This is a genomic window from Streptomyces triticirhizae (genome assembly GCF_003696235.1).
GTDB lineage: Bacteria > Actinomycetota > Actinomycetes > Streptomycetales > Streptomycetaceae > Streptomyces > Streptomyces triticirhizae.
Window position 1 is genome coordinate 1 of record NZ_RFFJ01000109.1, and the last position, 21,440, is coordinate 21,440.

Annotated in this window: 19 protein-coding genes; 3 read left to right on the forward strand and 16 right to left on the reverse strand. The window is 73.5% G+C overall.

Features of this window, described 5'->3' with window-relative positions:
• Both EBN88_RS18580 and EBN88_RS18585 read left to right on the forward strand, forming a co-directional pair.
• Positions 1 to 1,156: branched-chain amino acid ABC transporter substrate-binding protein (locus tag EBN88_RS18580; protein ID WP_147472761.1), on the forward strand; the 1,156-nt coding region annotated here is incomplete at its 5' end.
• 80 nt (positions 1,157 to 1,236) lie between these two features.
• A complete protein-coding gene (locus tag EBN88_RS18585) occupies positions 1,237 to 2,328 on the forward strand; it encodes an outer membrane protein assembly factor BamB family protein (protein ID WP_158621426.1) in 1,092 nt (363 codons plus the stop codon).
• A 71-nt stretch (positions 2,329 to 2,399) separates the two neighbouring features.
• On the opposite strand, the gene EBN88_RS18590 is transcribed toward EBN88_RS18585, so the two are convergent.
• The 12 genes from EBN88_RS18590 to EBN88_RS18640 form a co-directional block, all read right to left on the reverse strand.
• The gene (locus tag EBN88_RS18590) at positions 2,400 to 4,250 is read right to left on the reverse strand and encodes a glycoside hydrolase family 15 protein (RefSeq protein ID WP_122185028.1); all 1,851 of its coding nucleotides are present in this window, start codon (positions 4,248 to 4,250) and stop codon (positions 2,400 to 2,402) included.
• On the reverse strand, positions 4,247 to 5,725 hold the full coding sequence (zwf, locus tag EBN88_RS18595; protein ID WP_122185029.1) for a glucose-6-phosphate dehydrogenase: 1,479 nt from the start codon (positions 5,723 to 5,725) through the stop codon (positions 4,247 to 4,249). The genes EBN88_RS18590 and zwf overlap by 4 nt, the downstream gene beginning before the upstream one ends.
• A gap of 210 nt (positions 5,726 to 5,935) precedes the next feature.
• Entirely contained in the window at positions 5,936 to 6,172 is a 237-nt protein-coding gene (locus tag EBN88_RS18600; RefSeq protein WP_233580779.1) for a hypothetical protein, read from the reverse strand.
• A 290-nt stretch (positions 6,173 to 6,462) separates the two neighbouring features.
• Positions 6,463 to 7,095 (reverse strand): acyl-CoA-like ligand-binding transcription factor, encoded by a 633-nt coding sequence (locus EBN88_RS18605; protein WP_122185030.1) that lies wholly within the window; start codon positions 7,093 to 7,095, stop codon positions 6,463 to 6,465.
• Between the two features lie 123 nt (positions 7,096 to 7,218).
• Positions 7,219 to 7,914, reverse strand: coding sequence for an EthD domain-containing protein (locus EBN88_RS18610; RefSeq protein ID WP_122185031.1), 696 nt, complete (start codon positions 7,912 to 7,914; stop codon positions 7,219 to 7,221).
• Between the two features lie 78 nt (positions 7,915 to 7,992).
• Positions 7,993 to 8,301, reverse strand: coding sequence for a muconolactone Delta-isomerase (locus EBN88_RS18615; protein WP_122185032.1), 309 nt, complete (start codon positions 8,299 to 8,301; stop codon positions 7,993 to 7,995).
• Between the two features lie 87 nt (positions 8,302 to 8,388).
• Positions 8,389 to 9,837 (reverse strand): ankyrin repeat domain-containing protein, encoded by a 1,449-nt coding sequence (locus EBN88_RS18620; RefSeq protein ID WP_122185033.1) that lies wholly within the window; start codon positions 9,835 to 9,837, stop codon positions 8,389 to 8,391.
• A gap of 101 nt (positions 9,838 to 9,938) precedes the next feature.
• A complete protein-coding gene (locus EBN88_RS18625; protein ID WP_122185034.1) occupies positions 9,939 to 11,015 on the reverse strand; it encodes an aldo/keto reductase in 1,077 nt (358 codons plus the stop codon).
• Between the two features lie 79 nt (positions 11,016 to 11,094).
• Positions 11,095 to 11,574 (reverse strand): VOC family protein, encoded by a 480-nt coding sequence (locus EBN88_RS18630; RefSeq protein ID WP_122185035.1) that lies wholly within the window; start codon positions 11,572 to 11,574, stop codon positions 11,095 to 11,097.
• Between the two features lie 129 nt (positions 11,575 to 11,703).
• Positions 11,704 to 13,233, reverse strand: coding sequence for an FAD-dependent monooxygenase (locus EBN88_RS18635; protein ID WP_158621428.1), 1,530 nt, complete (start codon positions 13,231 to 13,233; stop codon positions 11,704 to 11,706).
• Positions 13,234 to 13,238: 5 nt separating this feature from the next.
• Complete coding sequence (locus EBN88_RS30630) at positions 13,239 to 13,715, reverse strand: nuclear transport factor 2 family protein (RefSeq protein WP_158621429.1); 477 nt, start codon at positions 13,713 to 13,715, stop codon at positions 13,239 to 13,241.
• Between the two features lie 234 nt (positions 13,716 to 13,949).
• The gene (locus EBN88_RS18640; RefSeq protein WP_233580780.1) at positions 13,950 to 15,470 is read right to left on the reverse strand and encodes an MFS transporter; all 1,521 of its coding nucleotides are present in this window, start codon (positions 15,468 to 15,470) and stop codon (positions 13,950 to 13,952) included.
• A 150-nt stretch (positions 15,471 to 15,620) separates the two neighbouring features.
• Between EBN88_RS18640 and EBN88_RS18645 the strand changes: the two genes are divergently transcribed.
• Positions 15,621 to 16,517, forward strand: coding sequence for a helix-turn-helix transcriptional regulator (locus tag EBN88_RS18645; protein WP_122185038.1), 897 nt, complete (start codon positions 15,621 to 15,623; stop codon positions 16,515 to 16,517).
• Positions 16,518 to 16,658: 141 nt separating this feature from the next.
• On the opposite strand, the gene EBN88_RS18650 is transcribed toward EBN88_RS18645, so the two are convergent.
• The 4 genes from EBN88_RS18650 to EBN88_RS18665 form a co-directional block, all read right to left on the reverse strand.
• A complete protein-coding gene (locus EBN88_RS18650) occupies positions 16,659 to 17,570 on the reverse strand; it encodes an aldo/keto reductase (protein ID WP_199742412.1) in 912 nt (303 codons plus the stop codon).
• 135 nt (positions 17,571 to 17,705) lie between these two features.
• A complete protein-coding gene (locus tag EBN88_RS18655; RefSeq protein ID WP_456114804.1) occupies positions 17,706 to 18,863 on the reverse strand; it encodes an IS701 family transposase in 1,158 nt (385 codons plus the stop codon).
• Positions 18,864 to 18,959: 96 nt separating this feature from the next.
• Positions 18,960 to 19,289, reverse strand: coding sequence for an STAS domain-containing protein (locus EBN88_RS18660; RefSeq protein ID WP_122185040.1), 330 nt, complete (start codon positions 19,287 to 19,289; stop codon positions 18,960 to 18,962).
• A gap of 57 nt (positions 19,290 to 19,346) precedes the next feature.
• On the reverse strand, positions 19,347 to 21,440 hold a 2,094-nt coding region (locus tag EBN88_RS18665), incomplete at its 5' end, for a glycogen debranching protein (RefSeq protein ID WP_122185041.1).

The window sequence follows — 21,440 nt, forward strand, 5'->3', positions numbered from 1 at the left end:
CGGCGCGGCGGCGGGGCTCGCGGCCGTCGGCGGGGGCGCGTGGTGGTGGTCCTCGCGCCCCACGGCCGGTGGCGCACCGCCGCCCGCGCCCGAACGGCCGGCGGTGACGGTCGGGTTGCAGGGCGACTTCAGCGGCCCGCTGGCCGAGGTCGCCGCCGCGTACCGGAGCGGCGCCGAGTTGGCGATCGCCCACCACAACGAGGACACCAAGCAGCCGTTCCGCCTCGCGCTCCGGGTCGAGGACGACGCCGGCTCCGCCGAGGAGGCCGAGCGCCGCGCGCGGCTGCTCGCCGACGACGACGCCGTGGTGGCGGTGATCGCCGCCACCGGGCCCGAGGCGACCGGCGCGCTGATGACGCCCTGCGCCGAGGCGCGCAAGCCGGTGCTCAACGTGACCGACGGCTCGTCCGCCCACCTGAACGCCGTGCACACCATGGCCCGCCCGCTGGACGCGCTCCAACTCCGGCCCGTGGTCACCCTGTTGACCTCGGTCGAGCTGGCCGGCCCGGTGGTGATCGTGGACGACACCACGCTCTACAGCTGGGACATCACCCGCAACGCCAGGGCCGCGCTGGGCGACGCCGAGCTGGCCGTGGTGCCCGAGGTGGTGCCGGCCGACGAGGTGGACAAGTCGGCCTCGGTGGCCAGGGTGCTCGGGCACGCGCCGGGCGCCGTGCTCTACGGCGGCGGGTGGGAGGCGGCCGCCCCGTTCGCCGCCGAGCTGGCCGAGGCCGGCTACCGGGGGCCAGCGATCGGGACCCGGGGGATGCACGATCCGGGCTTCCTCGACGCGGCCGGCCCGGCCGCCGAGGGCTGGCTGCTGGTCTCCACGGTCACCGACCCGCTGGCGGCGCCGGGCGCCGAGGCGTTCGTCGAGGCGTACACCGAGCGCTTCGACGCGCCCCCGCCGCCGGGCGCCGCCGAGGGGTATGACGCGGTGGGCGTTCTGGCGCGCTGCCTGGCCGAGTTGGACCCCGCCTCGGTGACCCACCGGGACGTGGTCGAGGTGCTGCGGCTGACCCGCCACCGGGGCGTGGCCAAGGAGTACGCCTTCGAGGAGGAGAACGGTCTCTTCGTCGGCGGCGGCACCTTCTTCTACCGGGTCGAGGACGGCGACTTCGCCTTCCTGGGCACCGAGCCGCCGAACTCCCTGTGAACGCCCGCCCGTTGGCCGCCCGCCCGAGCCGCGCGGCCACGACGCCCAACGCATCCGGAACGCCCCAGACAGGTACCCGCGTGACGAACACACCGTCGACCACCCGCCGTTGGTTTCTGGCGACCGCCGCCCTGGGCCTGCTCGCCGCCGGATGCGGCGCTGAGGCCGAGCCCGAGGCCGGCCCGGAGGCCGAGCCCGGCACCCCGCTCTGGTCCCTCGCCCGGGGCCCAGCGACCTGTCCCGCCGTTCCCGTCGGGGACCTGCTGCTGGTCGGCCGGAGCCCGGGCGCCCTCCACGCCGTGGCGGCCGACACCGGCGAGGAGCGCTGGCAGGTCGAGACGGGCACCGGGCCCAGCCGCCCGGTGGTGCTCGACGGGACGGTGGTCACCGGGCTGCGCGGCGGCGGGCTGCTGGGCGTCGACCAGGCGACCGGCGAGGAGCGCTGGTCGCTGCCCACCGGCGAGTGGGGCGTGGTCGGTGGGCCGGTGGCGGCGGGGGGCCTCGCCGTGGTCGGCGGCCTGGACGGCGTGGTCCGCGCGGTGGACGCGGCCACCGGGGAGGAACGCTGGGCGGTGGGCGAACCCGGCGCGGGGCGGCAGTACTTCGCCGACCCGGTGGTGGCGGAGGGCACGCTCTATCTGGGCGACAGCCGGGGAACCCTGCACGCCCTGGACGCGGCGACCGGCGAGGAGCGGTGGGCCGTGGAGACCGACGGCACCACCGTCTCGACCGCCGCCGTCACCGCCGAGGCGGTCTGCGTGGGCACCAGCCGGGGCGCCCTGCACGCCCTGGACCCCGCCACCGGGGAGGAACGGTGGGCCGCCTCGGTCTCGGGTGCGGTGGTCAACCCGGTGGCCGCCGGCGACCTGTTGCTCGTTCCCGATTCCCGGGGGAAGCGACTGCGCGCCCTGGACGTGGCCGACGGCGCCCAGCGCTGGGAGGCGACCTCCGCCGTCGAGGTGCTGCCCGTCGCCGTGGCGGACGACGCGGTGTACTTCCCCGCCGAGCCCGGTGTGCTGGTCTGCGCGGCGCTCGCCGACGGCGCCACCCGCTGGGAGTGCGCCCTCGGCGGCTTTGATGCGCCCGGCGACACGCTGCTGGCCCTCGCCGCGACGCCCGGCCTGGTCGTCGCCGGCACCGACCTCGCCGCCGCCGTCGCCGTGCGCGGCTGAACCGCGAAACCCCACGGCGATCGCTCGGCTGCCAGGCCCCGTGTCCCCGCCGGACCGGGGTGGCACGGCGCTCAGCCCATCGCCCGGTCCAGGTTGGCCGCCGCGCTGATCAGCGCCAGATGCGTGAACGCCTGCGGGAAGTTGCCCAGATGCTCGCCCGTGAGGCTGATCTGCTCGGCGTACTGCCCGACGTGGTTGGCGTAGGTGAACATCTTCTCCAGCGCCAACCTGGCCTGCTCGACCCGGCCGGCCCTGGTCAGCGCCTCCACCCACCAGAACGAGCAGAGCGAGAACGTCCCCTCGGTGCCGCCCAGGCCGTCGGGCGCGAGCGTCGGGTCGTAGCGGAAGACCAGGGTGTCGGCGACCAGGCTGTCGGTGATGGCCTCCAGCGTGGAGAGGAAACGCGGGTCCGTCGGCGAGATCAGCTTCACCATCGGCATCAGCAGCAGCGAGGCGTCCAACACCGGCCGCCCGGACCGCCGTTGACCGTCGCGCAGCCGCTGGACGAACGTGCCGGCCTCCGGGTCCCAGCCGCGCTCCATGATCTGGGCGTAGATCCGGTCCCGCGCCGCCATCCAGCGCGGCAGGTCGCCCGGCAGGCCGCGCTGCCGCGCCATCCGCACCATGCGTTCGACGGCGACCCAGCACATCACCCGCGAGTAGGTGTGGTTCTGCCGGCCGGCGCGGGTCTCCCAGATGCTCTCGTCGGGCTGGTCCCAGTGCGTCAGCATCCACTCCAGCTTGGTGCACAGCCCGGACCAGCTGTCGTGCGAGATGCCCGTCCCGTACTTGTTGAACAGGTAGATGGAATCGACGAGTTCGCCGTAGATGTCGAGCTGGAACTGGTCGGACGCGCTGTTCCCGGTGCGCACCGGGCGGGAGCCGCAGTAGCCGGCGAGGTGGTCCAGCCGCTCCTCGGGCAGGCGCGGGTCCCCGTCGATGCTGTACATCACCCGCAGCGGCCCGTCCGGCCCCGGCTCTCCGTCGACGGTGTGCAGATGGGTGGTCAGCCAGTTGATGAAGCCTTCCGCCTCATTGGTGAAGCCCAGCCGCAGCAGCGCGTACAGCGAGAACGCGGCGTCCCTGATCCACACGTGCCGGTAGTCCCAGTTCCGCTCGCCGCCCAGCCGCTCCGGCAGGCCGAGCGTGGGCGCGGCGATCAGCGCGCCGGACGGCTCGTGGGTGAGCAGCTTCAGGGTGAGCGCGGAGCGGTGCACCGCCTCGCGCCACCGCCCGGCGTAGACGGACTGGCCGACCCAGCGCCGCCAGAACGCGACCGTCGCGTCGAACAGCCGCTCCGCCTCGGCCGCGTCCAGCCCGCCTTGCGCCGTGCCGCCCGCCGTGTCCAGGACGAACAGCGCCGACTCGCCCTCCGCCAGGCGGAACCCGCCCCCGGCCTCCCGGCCCTCGACCTTCAGCGGGACGCTCGACAGCAGCGAGAGCGTCAGCCCCTCGCCCGTGCCCTCGCCGACGAACCGGACGCCGCCGGGGGCCGGTTCGACCCGGTGGCCGCCCCGCCCGTAGTCGAAGCGGGGCGCCACCTCGGTCCACATCCGCATCGCGCCCCGCACGGCCACCACGCGCCGCACCAGCCGCTGCCGGTGGTCCGGGTCGCGCTCCCTCAGCACCGGCATGAAGTCCTGGACCTCGACCATGCCGTCCTCGGTGAGCATCCTCGTGATCAGGATGTTGGTGTCCGGGAAGTAGAACTGCTGCCGCCGCGCCACCCGGCAGCCCGGCGCGATCAGCCAGTGGCCGCCCTTCTCCGGGTCGAGCAGCGCCCCGAAGACGCTGGGCGAGTCGAAGCGCGGCGCGCAGAACCAGTCGATCCGGCCGTCGGTGCCGACCAGCGCCGCCGTGCGCAGGTCGCCGATCAGGCCGTGCTCGGCGATCGGCAGATAGGGCGGGTCGAGCGGCCTCATGCCTCCGGCACCGCCCAGCCGTGCGGGTCGGCCAGCCGCAGCGCCGCCTCGGGCCCCCACGAGCCCCGGGCGTAGGGCAACGGGTCCGGCGGGTCGCGGAGCACCGGTTCGCACACCTCCCACAGCCGCTCGACCTCGTCCGAGCCCGTGAACAGCGTCTGGTCGCCGCGCAGCGCGTCCAGCAGCAGCCGGGTGTACGCCTCCAGCGGCTCGTCCTCGGCGAAGAACTCCGCCGGCCGGAAGGTGAAGTCCCCACGCCCCAGGCGTGGTTGGGCCCCCGGGCGGCGGGCCGCCAGCCGCAGCCGCACCAGCGGGTGGTCGCTCAGCTCCAGCGTCAGCGCGTCCGGGAGGCGCGCCCCGTTCCCGTCGTCGAGGTCGCCGTCGTCGAGGTCGTCGGCGTCGAAGAGGTCCAGCGGCGGCTCGCGGAAGGTCACGGTGAGCAGCCGTTGCGAGCTGCCCATCGCCTTGCCGGTGCGGAGCAGGAACGGGACGCCGCGCCAGCGCCGGTTGTCCACCCGGGCGCGCAGCGCCACGAAGGTCTCCACGGTCGAGTCCTCGGCGACGCCCTCCTCCGCGCGGTAGCCGTCGAACTGGCCGAAGACCGTCTCGGCCGGGTCGAACGGGCGCAACGCCCGGAACACCCGCAGCTTCTCGGCGCGCAGCGCGTCGGCGGTCAGCCGGGCCGGCGGTTCGAGGGCGACCACGCCGAGGATCTGGCAGAGGTGGGTGGTGACCATGTCGCGGAACGTCCCGGTGGACTCCATGAAGCCGGCGCGGCCCTCCAGGCCCAGGTCCTCCGGCACGTCGATCACCACCGAGGCGATGTGCTCGCGGTTCCAGAAGGACTCGAAGATCCCGTTGCCGAAGCGGAGGGCGAGCAGCGTGCGCACGGCCTCCAGGCCCAGGAAGTGGTCGATGCGGAAGACCCGTTCCTCCGGGACGACGCCGGCGATGGTGGCGTCCAGCGCGCGGGCGCTGGCCAGGTCGGTGCCGAAGGGCTTCTCCATCACCAGCGTGGCGTCGTCGGCCAGGCCGGTGGCGCCCACCATTTCCACCATCGCGCCGGCGATGGACGGCGGAACGGAGAGGTAGAGCAGCAGGCGGGCCCGTTCCCCTCCGCCGGTGTCCCGCCGCGCGCGGTCGACGGCTGCGGCCAGCTCCGCGCCGTCGTCGGTCGACGAGGCGACGAAGCCGAGCCGGGCGGCGAACGCCTTCCAGCGCCGCTCGTCGAAGACCTCCCCGGCGAACTCCCGCACCGCCTCGCCCAGTTGGTCGCGGAACTCCTCGTCGCTGCCCGGCGCGTGCCGCCCGGAGCCGATGACGCGGAAGTCCTCCGGCAGCAGCCCGGCCGCGTACAGGCGGAACAGCCCGGGGAAGAGGTTGCGCCGGGCCAGGTCGCCGGTGGCGCCGAAGATGACGAGGACCTGGGGGTCGGCAGGGGCCTCGGCGGGCGCGGGGTGATCGGCGGCGTTCACGTGGCGGTCGTCTCCCTTAAGCGCGCCGGACAGTTCCTCTCACTCTGCGTCCCTGTGCGGTCTCGGCCAACGGAACCCGCCGGGCGGGCGGCGGAGGTCACCGGACTGCGGCGCGGGGGAGGGCGCGGGGCGGGCGCCGCCACCCCGGGGGAGCACGGCATGGGAAAGGGCCCGGCGCGAGCCGGGCCCCGCTGGGGTGTGTGGTGTGCCTCAGGGCGCGAGGTCGAGCGCCAGGCACGCGGTGTGTGTCCACTGCCACGGCGTGAAGCCGGTGGCGCGGGTGCTGCCGGAGGGCGAGCCCTCCCGCTCCTCGACCAGCTCGTCGAGCGGAACGCGCTCGGGCAGCCGGCCGTACCGCGCCTGTCGGGCGGCCGTGGCGCCGTCGCCGGCCGCGCCGGGAGCCGGCACGGTGGTCGCGGTCGCGGTGGTGCTCGTCTCGGTGTTCACGGCGGAACCTCCGATCCTCGCCGGCGGATGGTTCACCCGCCTGGTCTCCCCAGGGTGCCCCGTGCGCCGTTACCCGTCAAACAGGTGATGTGTCCGTGGCCGTGGTCGGTTCCGCCGCCCCGCGCCGGTCGCGCACGGGCCCGCGGCCGGCCCCAACCGCCGGCTCAGCCGGCGGAGTTGACGTCGCCACAGGAGCGGCTACAGGAGCAGCCGCAGAAGGCGTGCGCCCGGTCCGCGTGCGCGGCCCGCACACCCTGTGGACGCTGTGGCGCCCGCCGCGACCGGGCGCGTCAACGGGGGAGCCGGTGGTCCGGCCGGCCGGGTTCGCCCAGGCCGGCGCCGACCCCGCGCAGCACCTGGCGCAGCAGGTCCGGGTAGGAACGGTCCCCGCCGGCGTCCAGCCAGTGGCGCAGCGCCGCGCGGATCGCGCCGACCGCGACCGAGGCGGCCAGCCCGGGAAAGAGGGCCGCGCGCGGATCGGTCCCGGTGCGCGCGGCGATGACCACGGCCAGCGAACTCTCGATGCCCGCATAGGCCCTGAGCTGCTCGGCCTCCAACGCGGGGGTGTCCCTGATCAGCAGGGCGCCGAGCCGCCACTGCTCGGACTCCTCCGGCCGCACGTGCCGGATCGCCGCCTCGGCGATCGCCTCCCACAGCGGCATCTCGGGCGGCTGCGCGGCCACCGCGTCGCACAGCCCCGCCGCCCTGGCGACCACCAGGCTGACGATCGCCTCCTGCTTGCTGGAGAAGTAGTTGTTGAACGTCCGGGGGGAGACGCCGACGGCGGCGGCGATGTCCTCGACGAGGACGTTCTCCAGCCCGCGCTCGGCGGCGAGGCGCAGCGCGGCCTCGCTCAACGCGCGCCGGGTGGCCAGCTTCTTCCGGCCGCGCAGGCCCAGTTCCGTCCCTGGTTGATCGCCCATGACCGCACCGTAGCGAGCCTGGTGCGTGCCGCGCACCTTTCCGTCCTCGCGGGCCCGTTCACGCTCCGTGGGGTGCCCCGCATGGGCGGGCGGGGCACCCCACGGGCCGGGGAGGGGGAGGGCTCAGCGGGCGCGGGGGCCGATCACCCAGTTCTGCCGGAAGAGCAGCGCGTGGCGGTAGCGCGGGTTGACGAAGTTGTCGAAGTCCGCGAGCACCTGGGCCTGTTGGGCGCTCTCCTCCGCCGCGTCCACCGCGCTGGGGTCGTCGAACCACAGGTGGTAGGCCGCGTCGAACGGCGGCTCGCTGATGGCGTACCAGGAGTCCAGCGTGTACGACTGGTCATAGCGCCGGATGCCGGGCAGCGCCGTGACCAGCGGGGCGTGCAGGTCGCGGCTGTACCTGCGGAACTCCTCCACCGTCATGCCCTCGCGGCGCTTGGCCAGCACCACCAGCTTGACGCCCGGCTGGGGTTGGCCGTCGGGCACCCCGGGAAGGACCGTCTCGGTCTCGGTGTCGAGCACCACCGTGCGCCAGAACGCCGCCCAGCGGGGCTCGTCGAGGCGCGCGCCCTCCAGGAACTCCGGGGTCTGGAGCGAGGCGACCTGCTCCTCCGCGTTGGCCAGCCAGATCTCGGCCAGGCCGCTCCACAGCGGTTCGGACGTCTCGCCCCTGCGGGGCACCCGGGTGTCGACGGAGTACCGGCGGATCTGCGGGATCTTGCTGGCGTAGCGCACGGCGTGCTCTTCGAGCCAGTACTGCTGGAACGCCTCCTCGCTCATGCCCGGGCGGGGAAAGGCGAAGATGAGCTGGTGGATCATGGGGTCTCCTTGGCGTGTTGGGGCGGCCGGCGGGACGGGCGCGGGCCTGTTCCCGCCCGGCGCCGGCTCCCCTGCTCTTCAAACGCGGTAGCGGGCCTTGACGTCCTCGGCGAACCCCAGGTAGTCCCGGAGCGGCCAGACCTCCTCGAACTCCAGGTACTCCCGCATCGGGAGGCGACCCAGCGCGGTGCGGTCCAGCTCCTCGGCGTCCGGGGAGTCGATGATGGCGATGACCCGCTTCTGCGCGGCCACCTTCCAGATGCCGACGCAGAACCCCGAGTCCAGGGTCTCCTGGGCGTGTTCGGCCTCCTCGCGCTCGATCTCCCACAGCTCGTCGAGCGAGATGCGCCCCTCGTGCTTCCACTTCATCTGGACGTAGAACAACATGGCCGTGCTCCGTTTCTCGGTCTTCGCCGTCTCTCGGTGTTCGCCGCGTGTGGTGTGGGCGGCCCCTCGCGCGGGCCGCCGGGGATGTCAGGCGCCGCGCTCGGCGACCGCCCGCACCAGGGGGTGCTGGTCGCCGAAGGTCTCGCGGGCCACGTCGAGCGCCGTCTTGTCGTCGTGCCCCCGCAGGTCGGTGCGCGCGCCGGCGCTCAACAGGACGCGGGCGCAGTCCTCGTAGCCGTGCCAGAGCGCGTCGTGCAGCGGGGTGTAGCCGTTGGTCGCGCCCTGGTAGTCGAGGTCGACGCCGGGCGCGTCCACGAGGAGCCGGGTGATGTCGGCGTGGCCGTTGTAGACGGCCTTGTGCAGCGGCGACGCCCCGAAGGTCGGCTCCGTCGCGTTGACGTCGGCGCCCGCCGCCACCAGGGCCTGGACGATCTGGGTGTGTCCGTCCCTGCTGGCCACCAGCAGCGGGGTGTGGCGGTCGTTGAACCCGTTGACCACCGGGAAGCGGGCCTCCAGGTCGGCGCCCGAGGCGATCAGGCTCCGCACCCGGGCGGTGTCGCCGCTGACGACGGCGGCCATCAGGCGCTGCTCGGCGATCAGACGCTCGTCCCGGCGCCGGCGCTCCCTGAGCAACTCCTCGGCCTGGAGCAGCCGTTCCTTGCCGTGCACGTTGACGTTCAGCTCGTACTCGAAGTGCTCCTGGAGCGAGAACCCGTAGTGGGTGTGCAGGCCGAGGCCCGCGCCCTGGTCCAGCAGATAGCTGACGATCTCGGGCCACTTGAACCACAGGGCGTCCATCAGCGGGGTGTGGCCGGTGGTGGGCGCCACGGCGTCCACGAAGGCCCCGGCCTCCACCAGCACCCGCACGGTCTCCAGGTCGCCGCGCTGGATCGCCTTGTGCAGGGCGGTGGTTCCGGCGCGGCTGTCGGCGCCGTACACGTCGCCGCCCGCCTCGATCAGCTGGCGCACCATCGCGGCGTCCCCCCGTCCCGCCGCCGTCTGCACCACCGTCAGGCCGCTGTCGGGGTCGCGGTGGTTGGGGTCGGCGCCCTCCCGCAGCAGCGCGGTCACGCCCCGCCGGTCGCCGTTCGTCACGGCGGCCAACAGCCGCTGGTTCGCGTCGGAGCGGAACATGGCGACCTCGCCGGAGGCGTCGAAGAACGCCTTCCAGTGGTGGACGAGTTCGTCGTCGCCAACGGTGAGGATCATCGCGAACTCGAAGTCGACCTCGAATCCGGTGACCCGGTGGTGAATCTTCTGGTAGTTGATGACAAAGGCCCGGTTGCCCTCGACCACCATGTCGCGCTGCTCGAACTCGGTGACCTCGCTCCGTTCGCTGCGGAGCCGGAACGCCTCGATGACACCTTCCTTTCCGAGCCAGCGGCCGGTGTTGGGAACGGCGAGATTGTGGTCGGTGCGCGGAAGGTCGAAGACGATGTTGTTGGCGAGGGCGGCGAGAACTCCCTCGACGTTTCCCGAGGCGACGTCGGCGAACAGCTTGCTGACGATCTCCCGGGTGCGTGCCGCGTCCACCATTGCGTTACTCCTAGGAATGTGGAATGGCGATCTGTTCTGGAAAGCGATCTGTTCGGAAAGGGAGGTCCGGCCGGGCGACGGCCCGGCCGGACCGGGCCAGGTCAGTCGCGCGGCACCGGGTGGAAGGCGTCGTCGGCCACCCCGCGCCGCACGGTGGTGCGGCGGTCCTCGATGTCCCGCCACTGCGGCCCGTACATGTCGTGCAGGGTGATCGGGTCCCGCATCAGGTCGTGCGGGTAGCCCAGGGTGATGGCGGAGACCGCCTCCAGCCGCTCCAACTGGTCGGCCGTCAGCCGGACCTCGGTCGCGCCGAGGGTCTCCTGGAGCTGGTACTCCTTGGTGGCGCCCAACAGCGGGATCACGGTGCCGGGCCGGGACATGAGCCAGGCGAGGGCGACCTGGGCGGCGGTCCAGCCGCCCTCGGCCGCGATGGCGACGACCTCCCTGACCAGGGTGTCGCTGCCCTGCGAGCTGTGGTCGCGCGGCTGCACGGTCAGCCGTCCGGTGCCGCCCTCCAGGTACTTGCCGGTGAGGCGGCCCTCCGCCAGCGCGCCCCAGCAGAACACCGGCAGGTCGAACTGCCGCGCCATGGGCAGCAGATCGCGCTCGGGCCCCCGCTCCAGCAGGTTGTAGCGGATCTGCGTTCCGACGAACGGGGACCAGCCCCGCAGCTCGGCCAGGGTGTTGGCCTGCGCGACCTCCCACGCCGGCCAGTTGGAGACGCCGACGTAGCGCACCTTCCCCGCGCGCACCTGGTCGTCCAGGGCCCGCATCAGCTCGGGCACCGGGGTCAGCGTGTCGTGGGCGTGCACCCACAGCAGGTCGAGGTAGTCGGTGCGCAGCCGGCGCAGGCTCGCCTCGATGGAGGAGACGAGGTTCTTGCGGTGGTTGCCGGCGGAGTTCACGTCCGCCAGGTCGGTCTGGAGGGTGAACTTGGTGGACAGGACGAACCGGTCCCGCCGGGCGCCGAGCAGCTCCCCGAGCATGGTCTCGGAGGTGCCGCCGGTGTAGTGGTCGGCGGTGTCGATGAAGTTGCCGCCGGCGTCGGCGTAGGCGTCGAGGATGCGGGCGCTGGTCTCCCGGGGCGCCCCCCATCCCCAGTCCTCGCCGAACGTGACGGTGCCCAGGGCCAGTTCGGAGACCCGGACGCCGGTCTTGCCGAGCACGGTGTAGCGCATGATTCTCCCGAGGGGGTCGTTTCGTGTGGTCAGGTGCGGGGCGGTGCTGTGCGGGGTCGCGGTGCCGGCCGGCGTCGGGTCAGCGGGCCACGATCGGGGAGTGCTGCTCGTACAGCTCGACGAGTTCGCCGGCCGGGCCCCGGACGAAGGCCACCCGCACGTCCACCTCGGGCGAGCCGTTGAGGGTCAGGGACATCGGCTCGCCGGTCCAGTCGCCCAGGCCGTGCGGCTGGCCGCCGGCCCGCAGGCTGGAGCGGTACGCCTCGTCCACGTCGGGCACGATCAGCGCGATGTGCGCCAGCGGCCCGTCCTCGGAGGTGACGCCGGGGCGCCCGCCGGGGAACAGCTCGACGTAGGCGTGGCCGGCCAACTCGACGTAGATGCCGCGCCCCTGGTAGACGGTCCGGCCCTCGCGGGTGGCGCTCTCGGTGAACTCGTAGCGGCGGGTGAAGCCGAGGCCCTCCTGGTAGAAGCGGAGGGACGCCTCGATGTCGGGGCACATGACGGCGACGTGCATCAGCGTGGTGGCGCCCGGCGGGCGGGTGTAGGTCAGGGCCATGGGAACTCCCGGTGATCGGATGCGGGCACGCCGACGTCGGCCGTGGCGGCGGGGGCGTGCCCGGAACTGGGCGAACGGGGACGGGGAAGGGGAGAGGCGGCGGGGGAGGCCGGCGCGGAGCCGTTCCGCTCAGGCGTCCGCCGGCCAGGGCCGGTTGAGCCAGCCGCGCAGCGCCTCGGGCAGCGTGGCGGCCTCGGGCCCGGGCGCGGTCAGCGCGACATGGCCGTCGGGCCGCACCAGCACGGCGTGCGGCAGGTCAGCGACCTCCGCCACGGCGAGCCGGGTCGGGCTGGCGGCGGCGGCCTCCTCGACGGCGCGCGCCGTCGGGGCGTCGAGCCCGGGCGGCAGCAGCAGCGACCAGCCGATGCCCTCGGCCATGCCGGGGCGCGGCGGCATCCGCTCGCCGACGCGCGGGTGCGGCGTGCCGGGCTCGGCGCCCGGGTAGGCCGTGGCGATCTGCGCGAGGCGGCGGGCCAACCAGGTCTGGAACTCGGGGATGTGGCTGGCGGCGGCCAGCACCTCGTTCCGCAGGTGGATGCTCTCCGCGTCGCTCAGCGTCGAGGCGTCGTGCAGCTGGGCGGTGAAGCCGAGCACGCCCTGGGCGATCGCGCGGCGCTCGGCGTTGTAGGTGTGGAGCAGCTCGGGCGAGGCGGTGCCGTCGAGCACGGCGCCCAGCTTCCAGGCGAGGTTGAACGCGTCCTGGATGCCGGTGTTCATGCCCTGCGCGCCGACCGGGCTGTGCACATGGGCCGCGTCGCCGACGAGGAACACCGGGCCCTTCGAGAACGCGTCGGCCAGCCGGTGGGTGACCCGCCAGGTGGAGGCCATCTCCAGCCGCTTGACCCGCGCCCCGGCGGCCGTGGGGCCCCGGGTGTCGAGCATGTGCTGGATGTCCTCCAGGGTCGGCGTGCCGGCGTCGTCGTCGACCAGCGCGACGATCCGGTAGAGGTCGCCCGGCAGATGGGAGACGGCCAGCAGCCCGGCCGGCGAGAAGAAGAAGGTGATCTCGCCCTCCGGGCCCGACCACTCCATCTCGAACTCGATCAGCGCGAAGTTGTGCGGCCGGTCGTGCCCGACGAACGGGATGCCGGTGCGCTGCCTGACGGTGCTGTGGATGCCGTCGCAGCCCACCACGTAGCGGGCCCGCACCGAGGTGAGTTCGCCCGTCTCGTCGTTGACGACCAGGGCGTTCATCCCCGGGTACAGCTCGGTGAGGTCCAGCAGCGTGTGCCGGCGGTGCACGGTGCCGCCCAGCTCCTCCAGCCGGGCCTGGAGCACCTCCTCGGTGGTCTGCTGGGGCACGGCGAGCACGAAGGGGTAGGGCGTGTCCAACTCGTCGAACGGCGTGGAGACGACCTGGCGTTCCCCGTCGCGCGCGACGAAGGCCCGCCCGGGGCGGCCCCTGGCCACCAGCGGCTCGGCGGCGCCGATGGTCGCGAGCGACTCCAGGGTGCGGGCGTGCGCTGCGGCGGCCCGGGAGTGCACGGCGGGCGCGGCGGCCCGGTCGATCAACACGTGGTCCACGCCCATGGTGCGCAGCGCCGAGGCCAGCGCGAGGCCGGTCGGGCCGGCACCGACGATCAGCACGTCGGTGGAGTGGGGCAGCGCGCGGCCGGCACGGTCGCCGGGGGCCGGGGCGGCTGAGGGGGTCGGCGACACGGGGCTCACCTCTCGTCGGCCGGGTCGGAACGGCCGGTCAGGCCGAGGGGGTTGAAGAACTCGGTGAAGCGGCGGATGCGCCCGTCCGCGTCGAACTCGAAGATGCCGATGTTCTCGTTCTGGTAGCGCGTGCCGTCGGTCAGCTCGCCGCGCGGGTACCAGTGGACGACGACGCGGTCCGGGTCGTCCGTCGCGATGATGTCGGTGTCGGGGAAGCTGAGCCGCGCGTATCCGTCGGCCTCGTCCCGGTAGAACGCGTAGACGTCGGCCCGGCCGCTGAGGAGGCTCGGGACGCGCCCACCGGCGTAGGGCGCGACCACGGAACAGCCGTCCGCCCAGAGTTCGATCCAGGAGTCGATGTCCCGGTCCTCGAGAAGCCGGAAATAGGTGCGTAACGAGGCGATGTTCCGCGCCCGGCGGGCGGAGTCGGAATTCTCCCCGCCCGCCGCGTCGGGAAAGGGTGAGGGAAGGTCTTCTGTCACGGTGTTGCTCCGTTCGCTGGAATGCCTCCATTGAACGGTTCGGCCACGACGGCCCTCAACGATTCCGGGCGAGCGCACGCGCATTGTGGGGACTTCACGCAGTAGGCCGCTGCCGGGATCGGCAGCGGCCCGAAAAACCGGAACGCACGGGAGAACCGGGGAGGACCCGGCGGGGAAACGCGGAAATGGCACGGCGGCCCACCCTCCGGGGGAAAGGGTGAGCCGCCGTGGTCCTCAGCGAGCCGCTACCTCCGCGGGGCCGGAGCCCTCGGAACCGAGTGGGGGCTCGTTCACGTCCGCCGAGGGACCTTCGCCCGGCGGGGTGACCGGACGGCGTAGGAACAGGACTGTGATCAGCACGCCGGCCAGGCAGACCAGGCCGGCGGCGAGCATCCCGGCGTGCAGGCCGCCGAGTTGGGCGTCGAGCGCGGAGCGCGTCGACTCCAGAGCGCTGGTGCGGCTGCTGGCGATGGCGGCGAGCGCCGCGGTGCCGATGGCGCCGACGAACTGCGGCATCTGCGCGAGGCCGCCGACCACGCCCTGCTCGTCGTCGCCGAGCCCGGAGGTCATCGCGGTGATGAACGCGACCACCGCCAGGACGTGCCCGAAGCCCATCGCGCCCGAGGTGACGAGCAGCAGCGTGAGGTTCCCGTCGTTGGGCAGCACGACCATGGCGCCGGTCCCGACGGCCTGGATGCCGAGGCCCACGACCAGGGTCCTGGTGCCGCCCCAGGAGGTGATCAGCCGGGAGACGACGAGGCCGGAGACCAGGGCGGCCAGCCCCTCGGCGAGGAACCCGAAGCCGGTCTCCAGGGCGCTCCAGCCCAGGATCTCCTGCATGTAGAGGCTGAGCAGCACGGTGGTGCCGCCGCACATGCCGAAGGTGATCAGGCCGACGACCCAACCCCACTTGATCGAGGGCCGGTTGAGCAGCGGCAGCGGCACGAGCGGCGACGGGTGCCGGCTCTCGACCAGCAGGAACGCGCCGAGCAGCAGCACCGCGAGCACCAGGGCGGCCACGGTGGGGCCGCTGCCCCAGCCGCTGTCGGCGCCGGTGCTCACCCAGTAGACCAGGGCGAAGAGGCCGCCGCTGACCAGGACCGCGCCGGGCACGTCCAGGGCCCGCCGGGTGCGCTCCCGGTCGGCAGGCAGCACGGCCAGGCCGCTGATCAGCACGGCGCCGCCCACGATGGCCATGATCAGCATCGTCCAGCGCCAGTTGAAGGCGCTGGTGATCACGCCGCCGCCGATGGTGCCCACGACGAAGCCGAGCGACAGCAGGGCGCCGTTGATCCCCAACGCCTTGGCGCGCTTGGGGCCTTCGGGGAAGACCGTGGTCAGCAGGGCGAGCGCGGTCGGGCTGATCATCGCCCCGGCGATGCCCTGGCCGGCGCGGGCGGCGACCAGCGTTCCCGGGTTGTTGGCCAGTCCGGCGACCAGCGAGGTGGCGACCAGCAGCAGCAGGCCGAGCAGGAACAGGTTGCGCCGGCCCGCCCGGTCCGACAGCCGCCCGAAGAGGAGGAGCAGGCTCGCCGTGGGGAGCAGGCAGGCGGTGACCACCCACTGGAGGTCACCGGTGGTGGCGAAGCCCAGCGCGGTGCCGATCTCGGGGAGCGCCACGGCGACGATGGAGAAGTCCAGGCCGACCACGAAGGTCGCGCTGCACAGGGTGACCAGGATCATCCAGTCCCTGGCACCCAGGCTCGACTCGTCGTCAACCGGTGCGCTCTGCGGAGGGGACGGGCTGTTCGTCACGGCTCTGCCTTTCGGGGGAGTCATTGCCGGTCGAGAAACAGCCTGCGCCCGTCCGTCGTGTCTACCCAGCCCTCTGATCAGCCTACGCAGTCGTTGCCTACCACTCCCAGGGGTAGGCTCCCTGACGGACGGTCAGGGAGAATCGTTCCCATGCATCCACAGCGATCCGAGTTGGGCGAGTTCCTCCGCTCGCGGCGGTCCCGACTGCTGCCGGAGGATGTCGGGTTGACGCACTACGGCGGGCGTCGCCGGGTGCCGGGGCTGCGCCGCGAGGAGCTGTCGCAGCTGGCCGGGGTGAGCGTCGCCTACTACACGCGGCTGGAGCAGGGCCAGAGCGGCAAGGCGTCGGACGCCGTACTCGACGCGCTGGCCCGGGTGTTGCGCCTCGACGAGCACGAGCGGGACCACCTCTTCAGCCTCGCCGGCCAGTCGGGCCGGAAGGGCGGCGCCCGCCGGCCGCGCCCGGAGCGGCTGCGCGACGGGGTGCGGCTGCTGGTGCGGACCGCCACCATGCCGGCGCTGGCCATCGGGCGCGGCACCGACATCCTGGCCTGGAACCGGCCGGCCCACGCGCTGCTGGCCGGGCACCTGGACTACGCGGCCCCCGACCGGCCGGCCAGCCGCCCCAACCTGGCCCGGATGGTCTTCCTCGACCCGCACTGCCGGGAGCTGTACGTCGACTGGAAGGCCAAGGCGCGGGACGCCGTCGCCGACCTGCGCATCGTCGCCGGGCGCTACCCCGACGACCAGGCGCTGACCGCGCTCATCGGCGAACTGAGCGTCAAGAGCCAGGAGTTCGCCACGCTCTGGAGCGCGCACCCGATCCGCAGCTGCTCCCACTTCGTGCGCCACTTCCAGCATCCGGTCGTGGGCTCGATGTCCCTGGTCAACGAGGTGGTGGCGCTGCCGGACGACGAGGGGCAGCGGCTCGCGATGTTCATGGCCGAGCCCGGCTCGCCCTCGGAGGCGGCGCTGCGCCTGCTGACCGACCTGAGCAACGAGGGCGTGGCGGCGAAGACCGCCCAGCGGAGCGAAACCGGCGCGTGACGGCCGCCGTCGCGTGAGGCTCCCCAGCGCGGGGCCCGCCGGGCGCCGGACGGTGGTCGCCTCCGGGCAGCACCCGGACGCGACGCCCCCGCAGGGGCGTCGCGCGGGCGGAGCGCCGGGGGCCCGGCCCCCGGGCACGACCTAGGTGAGGGAGTCCAGCTCGCGCAGCTGCGTCTCGTCGAAGCGGACGTTCAACGCGCCCATGTTCTCGACGAGATGCTCCTCGGACGAGGTGCCGGGGATCGGCAGCACGGTGGGGGAGCGGTGCAGCAGCCAGGCCAGTGCCGCCTGGGCCGGGGTGGCGCCCACCCGTTCGGCGACGCGGCCCAGCCGGCCGCCGGGGCGGGCGTGGTCGCCCAGCGCCATGGGGAAGAACGGCAGGAAGGCGATGCCGTGCCGCGCGCAGTGGTCGACCACGGCGTCGTGGCGGCGGTCGGCCACGTTGTACTGGTTCTGCACCGCCGCGATGGGCACGATGGCCGAGGCCTCCTCGATCTGCCGCACGGAGACCTCGGAGAGGCCGATGTGTTCGACCTTCCCCTCGTCGCGGAGCCGCTTGAGCGCCCCCACTTGGTCGGCCAGTGGCACCTGCGGGTCCAGCCGGTGCAGCTGGAGCAGGCCGAGGGTGTCGACGCGCAGCCTGCGCAGGCTGAGTTCGGCCTGCTGGCGCAGGTACTCGGGGCGGCCCAGCGGCACCCACTCGTCGCGCGAGGGGCGCGCCACGCCGCACTTGGTGGCGATCAACAGTCGCTCGGGATAGGGGTGGAGGGCCTCGGCGACGAGTTCCTCGTTGCCGCCGAGCGCGTAGGCGTCGGCCGTGTCGACGAGTTCGACGCCCAGCTCCACGGCCCGGCGCAGCACGCGCAGGGCGTTGTCCCGCCGCGCCGGGGGCCGCCACACCGGGGACGGGTGGGGCACCGGGACCGGGCCGTCGGCCAGCCGCATCGCGCCGAAGCCGAGGCGGCGCACCGGCGTGCGCCCGCCCAGGGCGAAGGTCGGCCGGGGCGCCAGGGCGTCGGGCAGGTCGGGGGCCTGGGTGTGGGGTGCTGTCATGACGGGTCGTTCGCCCCTCGGGTCGGGTCGGGTCGGCAGGCGGCCGGGGGGCGAACCCCCCGGCCGCACAGTATGGATGCCAGGACCCGACGTATCCCGTCCCTGTCAGTGGTAGGAAACGTCAGCGTAGGTTGTTCACAGCAGGGCGGGAGTGGGCGTACCCAGGGCATGATTGGCGCCCAGAAGCTCTTGACTGAACGCCCAGGCAACCGACACCATCGTCATGTGGTGGTGCCACCCTCGAAAGGAGCGCCCCTCGAAGTCATTCAGTCCGAAGCCGGACCTGAGTTGGTGGAGCGTTCCCTTTCCACGCTTGGTGAGTCCGGCCAGGCGCATCACGTCGTCCAGGGGGCGCTGGGCGAGGCTGGTGATCCAGGTGCCGCCGGAGAACCGGTCGGTGGTGCGCTGTAGCACCAGGCGGACGACGGTTCCCGAGCGGTCTCGGGTGCGGGTGGGCAGATGTACCTGGGCGGAGACGAACGAGACGCCCTGGGCGCGTGGTTCGCCGTACGTGACGCGTTCGTTGGCCGCGCGTCGGGCCCGGCGGTTGCTCAGGCGCGAGCGGCCCCTGGGGAGTGGGCCGGCCTCGGCCAGCAGCGGTTCGGGCGCCAGGGTGCGCAGCGAGTCGTCCGTCCTGAGCACGAAGTCGACGCCCCGTTCGGTTAAGGCGCTCGCCAGGGCGACGGCGTCCCGGGAGTCGGCGATGTCGGTGACGAGTGGCGCCGGCGGGATGCCCCAGCGCATCGTCTCGTCGACCATGGACAGGATCTCGGCCCACTCGGGCTGGCCCGTGACGTCGTCCGGCAGATAGACCTTCTCCCGGGCGTTCTTGTCGTGGGCCCACTTCCCGCTCAGCAGCAGGCGCCAGTTCACCGGCACGTCGGTGCTGTCGTCGGCGAGCGAAAGGGCCAGTCCCACCTGACAGTTGAGGCGCCGCCCGGCCTCGGGCACGAACTGCTGCACCACCCCGACGGAATGGCTGCCGCGCTTGGGTATCGTCGCGCGGCTCACCAGCCAGGCCCGGGAGGGGGAGGACAGCGCGCGGCGCTGGGCGACCTCGGCCCGGATCGGCACCCAGTCCCAGGGGCTCTGGTTGATGAACTGCTGGAGCGACTGGTTGACGGGGAGACAGAGCACGTTCTCCGCCATCTTCCTCACCGTCTTTCTGCCTTCGAGGAAGAGCAGCCCCCGCAGATACACCTCGGCCCACCGGCGCTGGTCCACACGCGGCATGGAATCGAAGACACGCTGACAGAACGCGCTGACCAGAGCATCGATCTCGTCCCCATACATGACCGGATATGTCGGAGCGGAACTCACGTTTCCCCCTAGATTGCAAACATCCTGATACATGGCTGTTCGGTCCCCCGTCGGCGCCGAGCGGACCGTCTAGCCTCCTTCGGCGACGCGGCTGTCCACGAGGGTCAGCGCGTCCTCGATGCCCGCCTGTGCCAAGGTGCGGCGCACCGGCTCGCACGCCCCCCTGACCACGATGTGGCCCGGCTCGGGGAGGCGCTGCTGCGCGAAGGCCAGGCAGCGGGCGCCGCCGGCCACGAGGGACCTCAACTCGTCCGCCTCCAGGACGAGTTGTCGTGCGCCCCGGCCGAGGGCCTGGTCGATCAGCGACCGCAGCACGGGAACGTCGACCTCCCTGAGGTCGCCCGAGAGGTGCACGGCGGCCGAGTCACCGGTGAAACCCAGATACGCTTCGAAGGACATGCTCTCTCCTTGGGTGTGGGTCGGCGGCGACGTCGTCACCGCCGGTGAACTTCGCCGTCAGCTCCCGAGGGGCGTCGGGGTACGGACGGGCACGGTGGGCACGGCGGTCAGCACCAGCGTTGAGTGCGCCGCCAGTTTCAGTACGGGAGGCTCGTCCCCGTGGCTGGCTCGGGGCCATCGGGGCTCGCGCCCCGGCCGGTGGGCGCGCGGCCCCCTCGCGTGCCCCGTGTCGACGAAGAGGTGCCAGTGCGTCCCGCGCGGGGCGGGGGGCGGCGTGACCGTGCGCGGTCGGGTGTCCGCGTTGACGGCGACCAGGACGGTGTCGCGCTCGCCCTCCGGCGGCTCCTGGTGGAACACCCCGACGACCAGCCGCGACGACGGCGACCAGTCGGGCTCGTGGGGGCGTTCGCCGTGCCAGCTGACCGGTGGGTACGCCCAGCCTTCGGGGCGTTCCTCGGACGGCGCGTGGCTCCGGCGGAGCGCCGGGTGGCGTCGCCTGAAGTCCCACAGGCGCCGGACGAACTCCAGCTGCCGGACGTGCCGTTCGGCGAGCGTCCAGTCGACCCAGCTGACCTCGTTGTCCTGACCATACGCATTGTTGTTGCCCCGCTGGGTGCGTCCGAACTCGTCTCCGGCGGTCATCATCGGAACGCCGGTGCTGACCGCGAGCAACGTGAGGGCACCGTGCACCAGTCGGGCCCGGCGGCACAGAACGTCGGGGCGTTCCGTGGGGCCCTCCCAGCCGCAGTTCCAGCTGTGGTTGACCGCGATGCCGTCCGTGCCGCCCTCGCCGTTGGCCTCGTTGTGCGGCCGGTCGTAGGAGGCCCAGTCCGCCAGCGTGAAACCGTCGTGGCTGGTCACGTAGTTGACGGAGGAGCCGGCGCCGCGTTCGCCGTAGAGGTCGGGCGACCCGGCCAGCCGCAGCGCCAGCTCCCGGGCGGTGTCGTCGTGGCCGGTGAGGAACCGCCGGACGGCGTCGCGGTAGCGGTCGTTCCACTCGGACCAGCGCTGCCCGAGGGCGGCGGTGGGGGAGGGGAACGCGCCAACCAGGTCGAGGCCGGTCGCGTCGTTGGCCTCGGCGATCAGCCGCCGGCCCGCCAGCACCGGGTCCTCGGCGATCTCGCGCGGCAGCGGCGGGTCGGCCAGCGGCGTGCCGTCGGCGCCCCGGGTCAGGATGCCCGCCATGTCGAAGCGGAAGCCGTCCACGTCGTAGGCGCGCACCCAGTGGCGCAGGCAGTCCAGGATCAGGGCGCGGGTGACGGGGTGGTTGGCGTTGACGGTGTTCCCGGTGGCCGTCAGGTTGCGGTGGCCGCCGTCGGGGGCGAGCAGGTAGTAGCTCTCCTCGTCCAGGCCGCGCAGCGAGAGGGTGGGCCCCCGGTGGTCGCCCTCCGCCGTGTGGTTGAGGACCACATCGAGGATCACCTCGATGCCGGCGGCGTGCAACGCGTCGACCAGCGCGCGCAGTTCGCGCACCGCGCCGGCGCGGTGCGGGCGGGCGGCGTAGGCGGCCTTCGGGGCCGCCCAGGCCACCGGGTCGTAGCCCCAGAAGTTGGCGAGCGGCCGGTCGGTGCCCGGCTCCCGGTAGGTGTTGTCGGTCTCGTCGAACTCGGAGATCGGCAGCAGCTCCACGCAGGTGACGCCGAGCCGGACCAGGTGGTCGACCTTCTCCCGCAGGCCGGCGAAGGTGCCCGGGTGCGCGACGCCGGACGAGGGGTGGCGGGTGAAGCCGCGCACATGCAGCTCGTAGACGACCAGGTCCTCGACCGGGAGCGCGGGGCGCGGCGGCCGGCGGCGACGCGCGCCCGTGGCCGTGACCACGCACCGCCAGCGCGGCCGGACGCCCCACTCCTCGCCGCCGGCCAGCGCCCTGGCGTGCGGGTCGAGCAGCAGCTCGCCCTCGGGCCCGACCAGCAGGTAGTCCGCCTCGCCGGCGGCGAGGCCGGGGATGGTGAGGTCCCAACGCCCGCCGGAGCGCCCCTCGTCGGGGAACGGCACCTCGGCCAGCGGGTCGCCGTGCTCCGGGTCGAGCAGCAGCAGGGCGAGCCGCTCGGCGTGCGGGGCGTGCACGGCGAAGTGCACGCCCCCGGGCACGACCGTCGCGCCCAGCGGGAGGGCGGCCGGCGCGGCGGCGGGCCGGGGCGCCGCGACGGG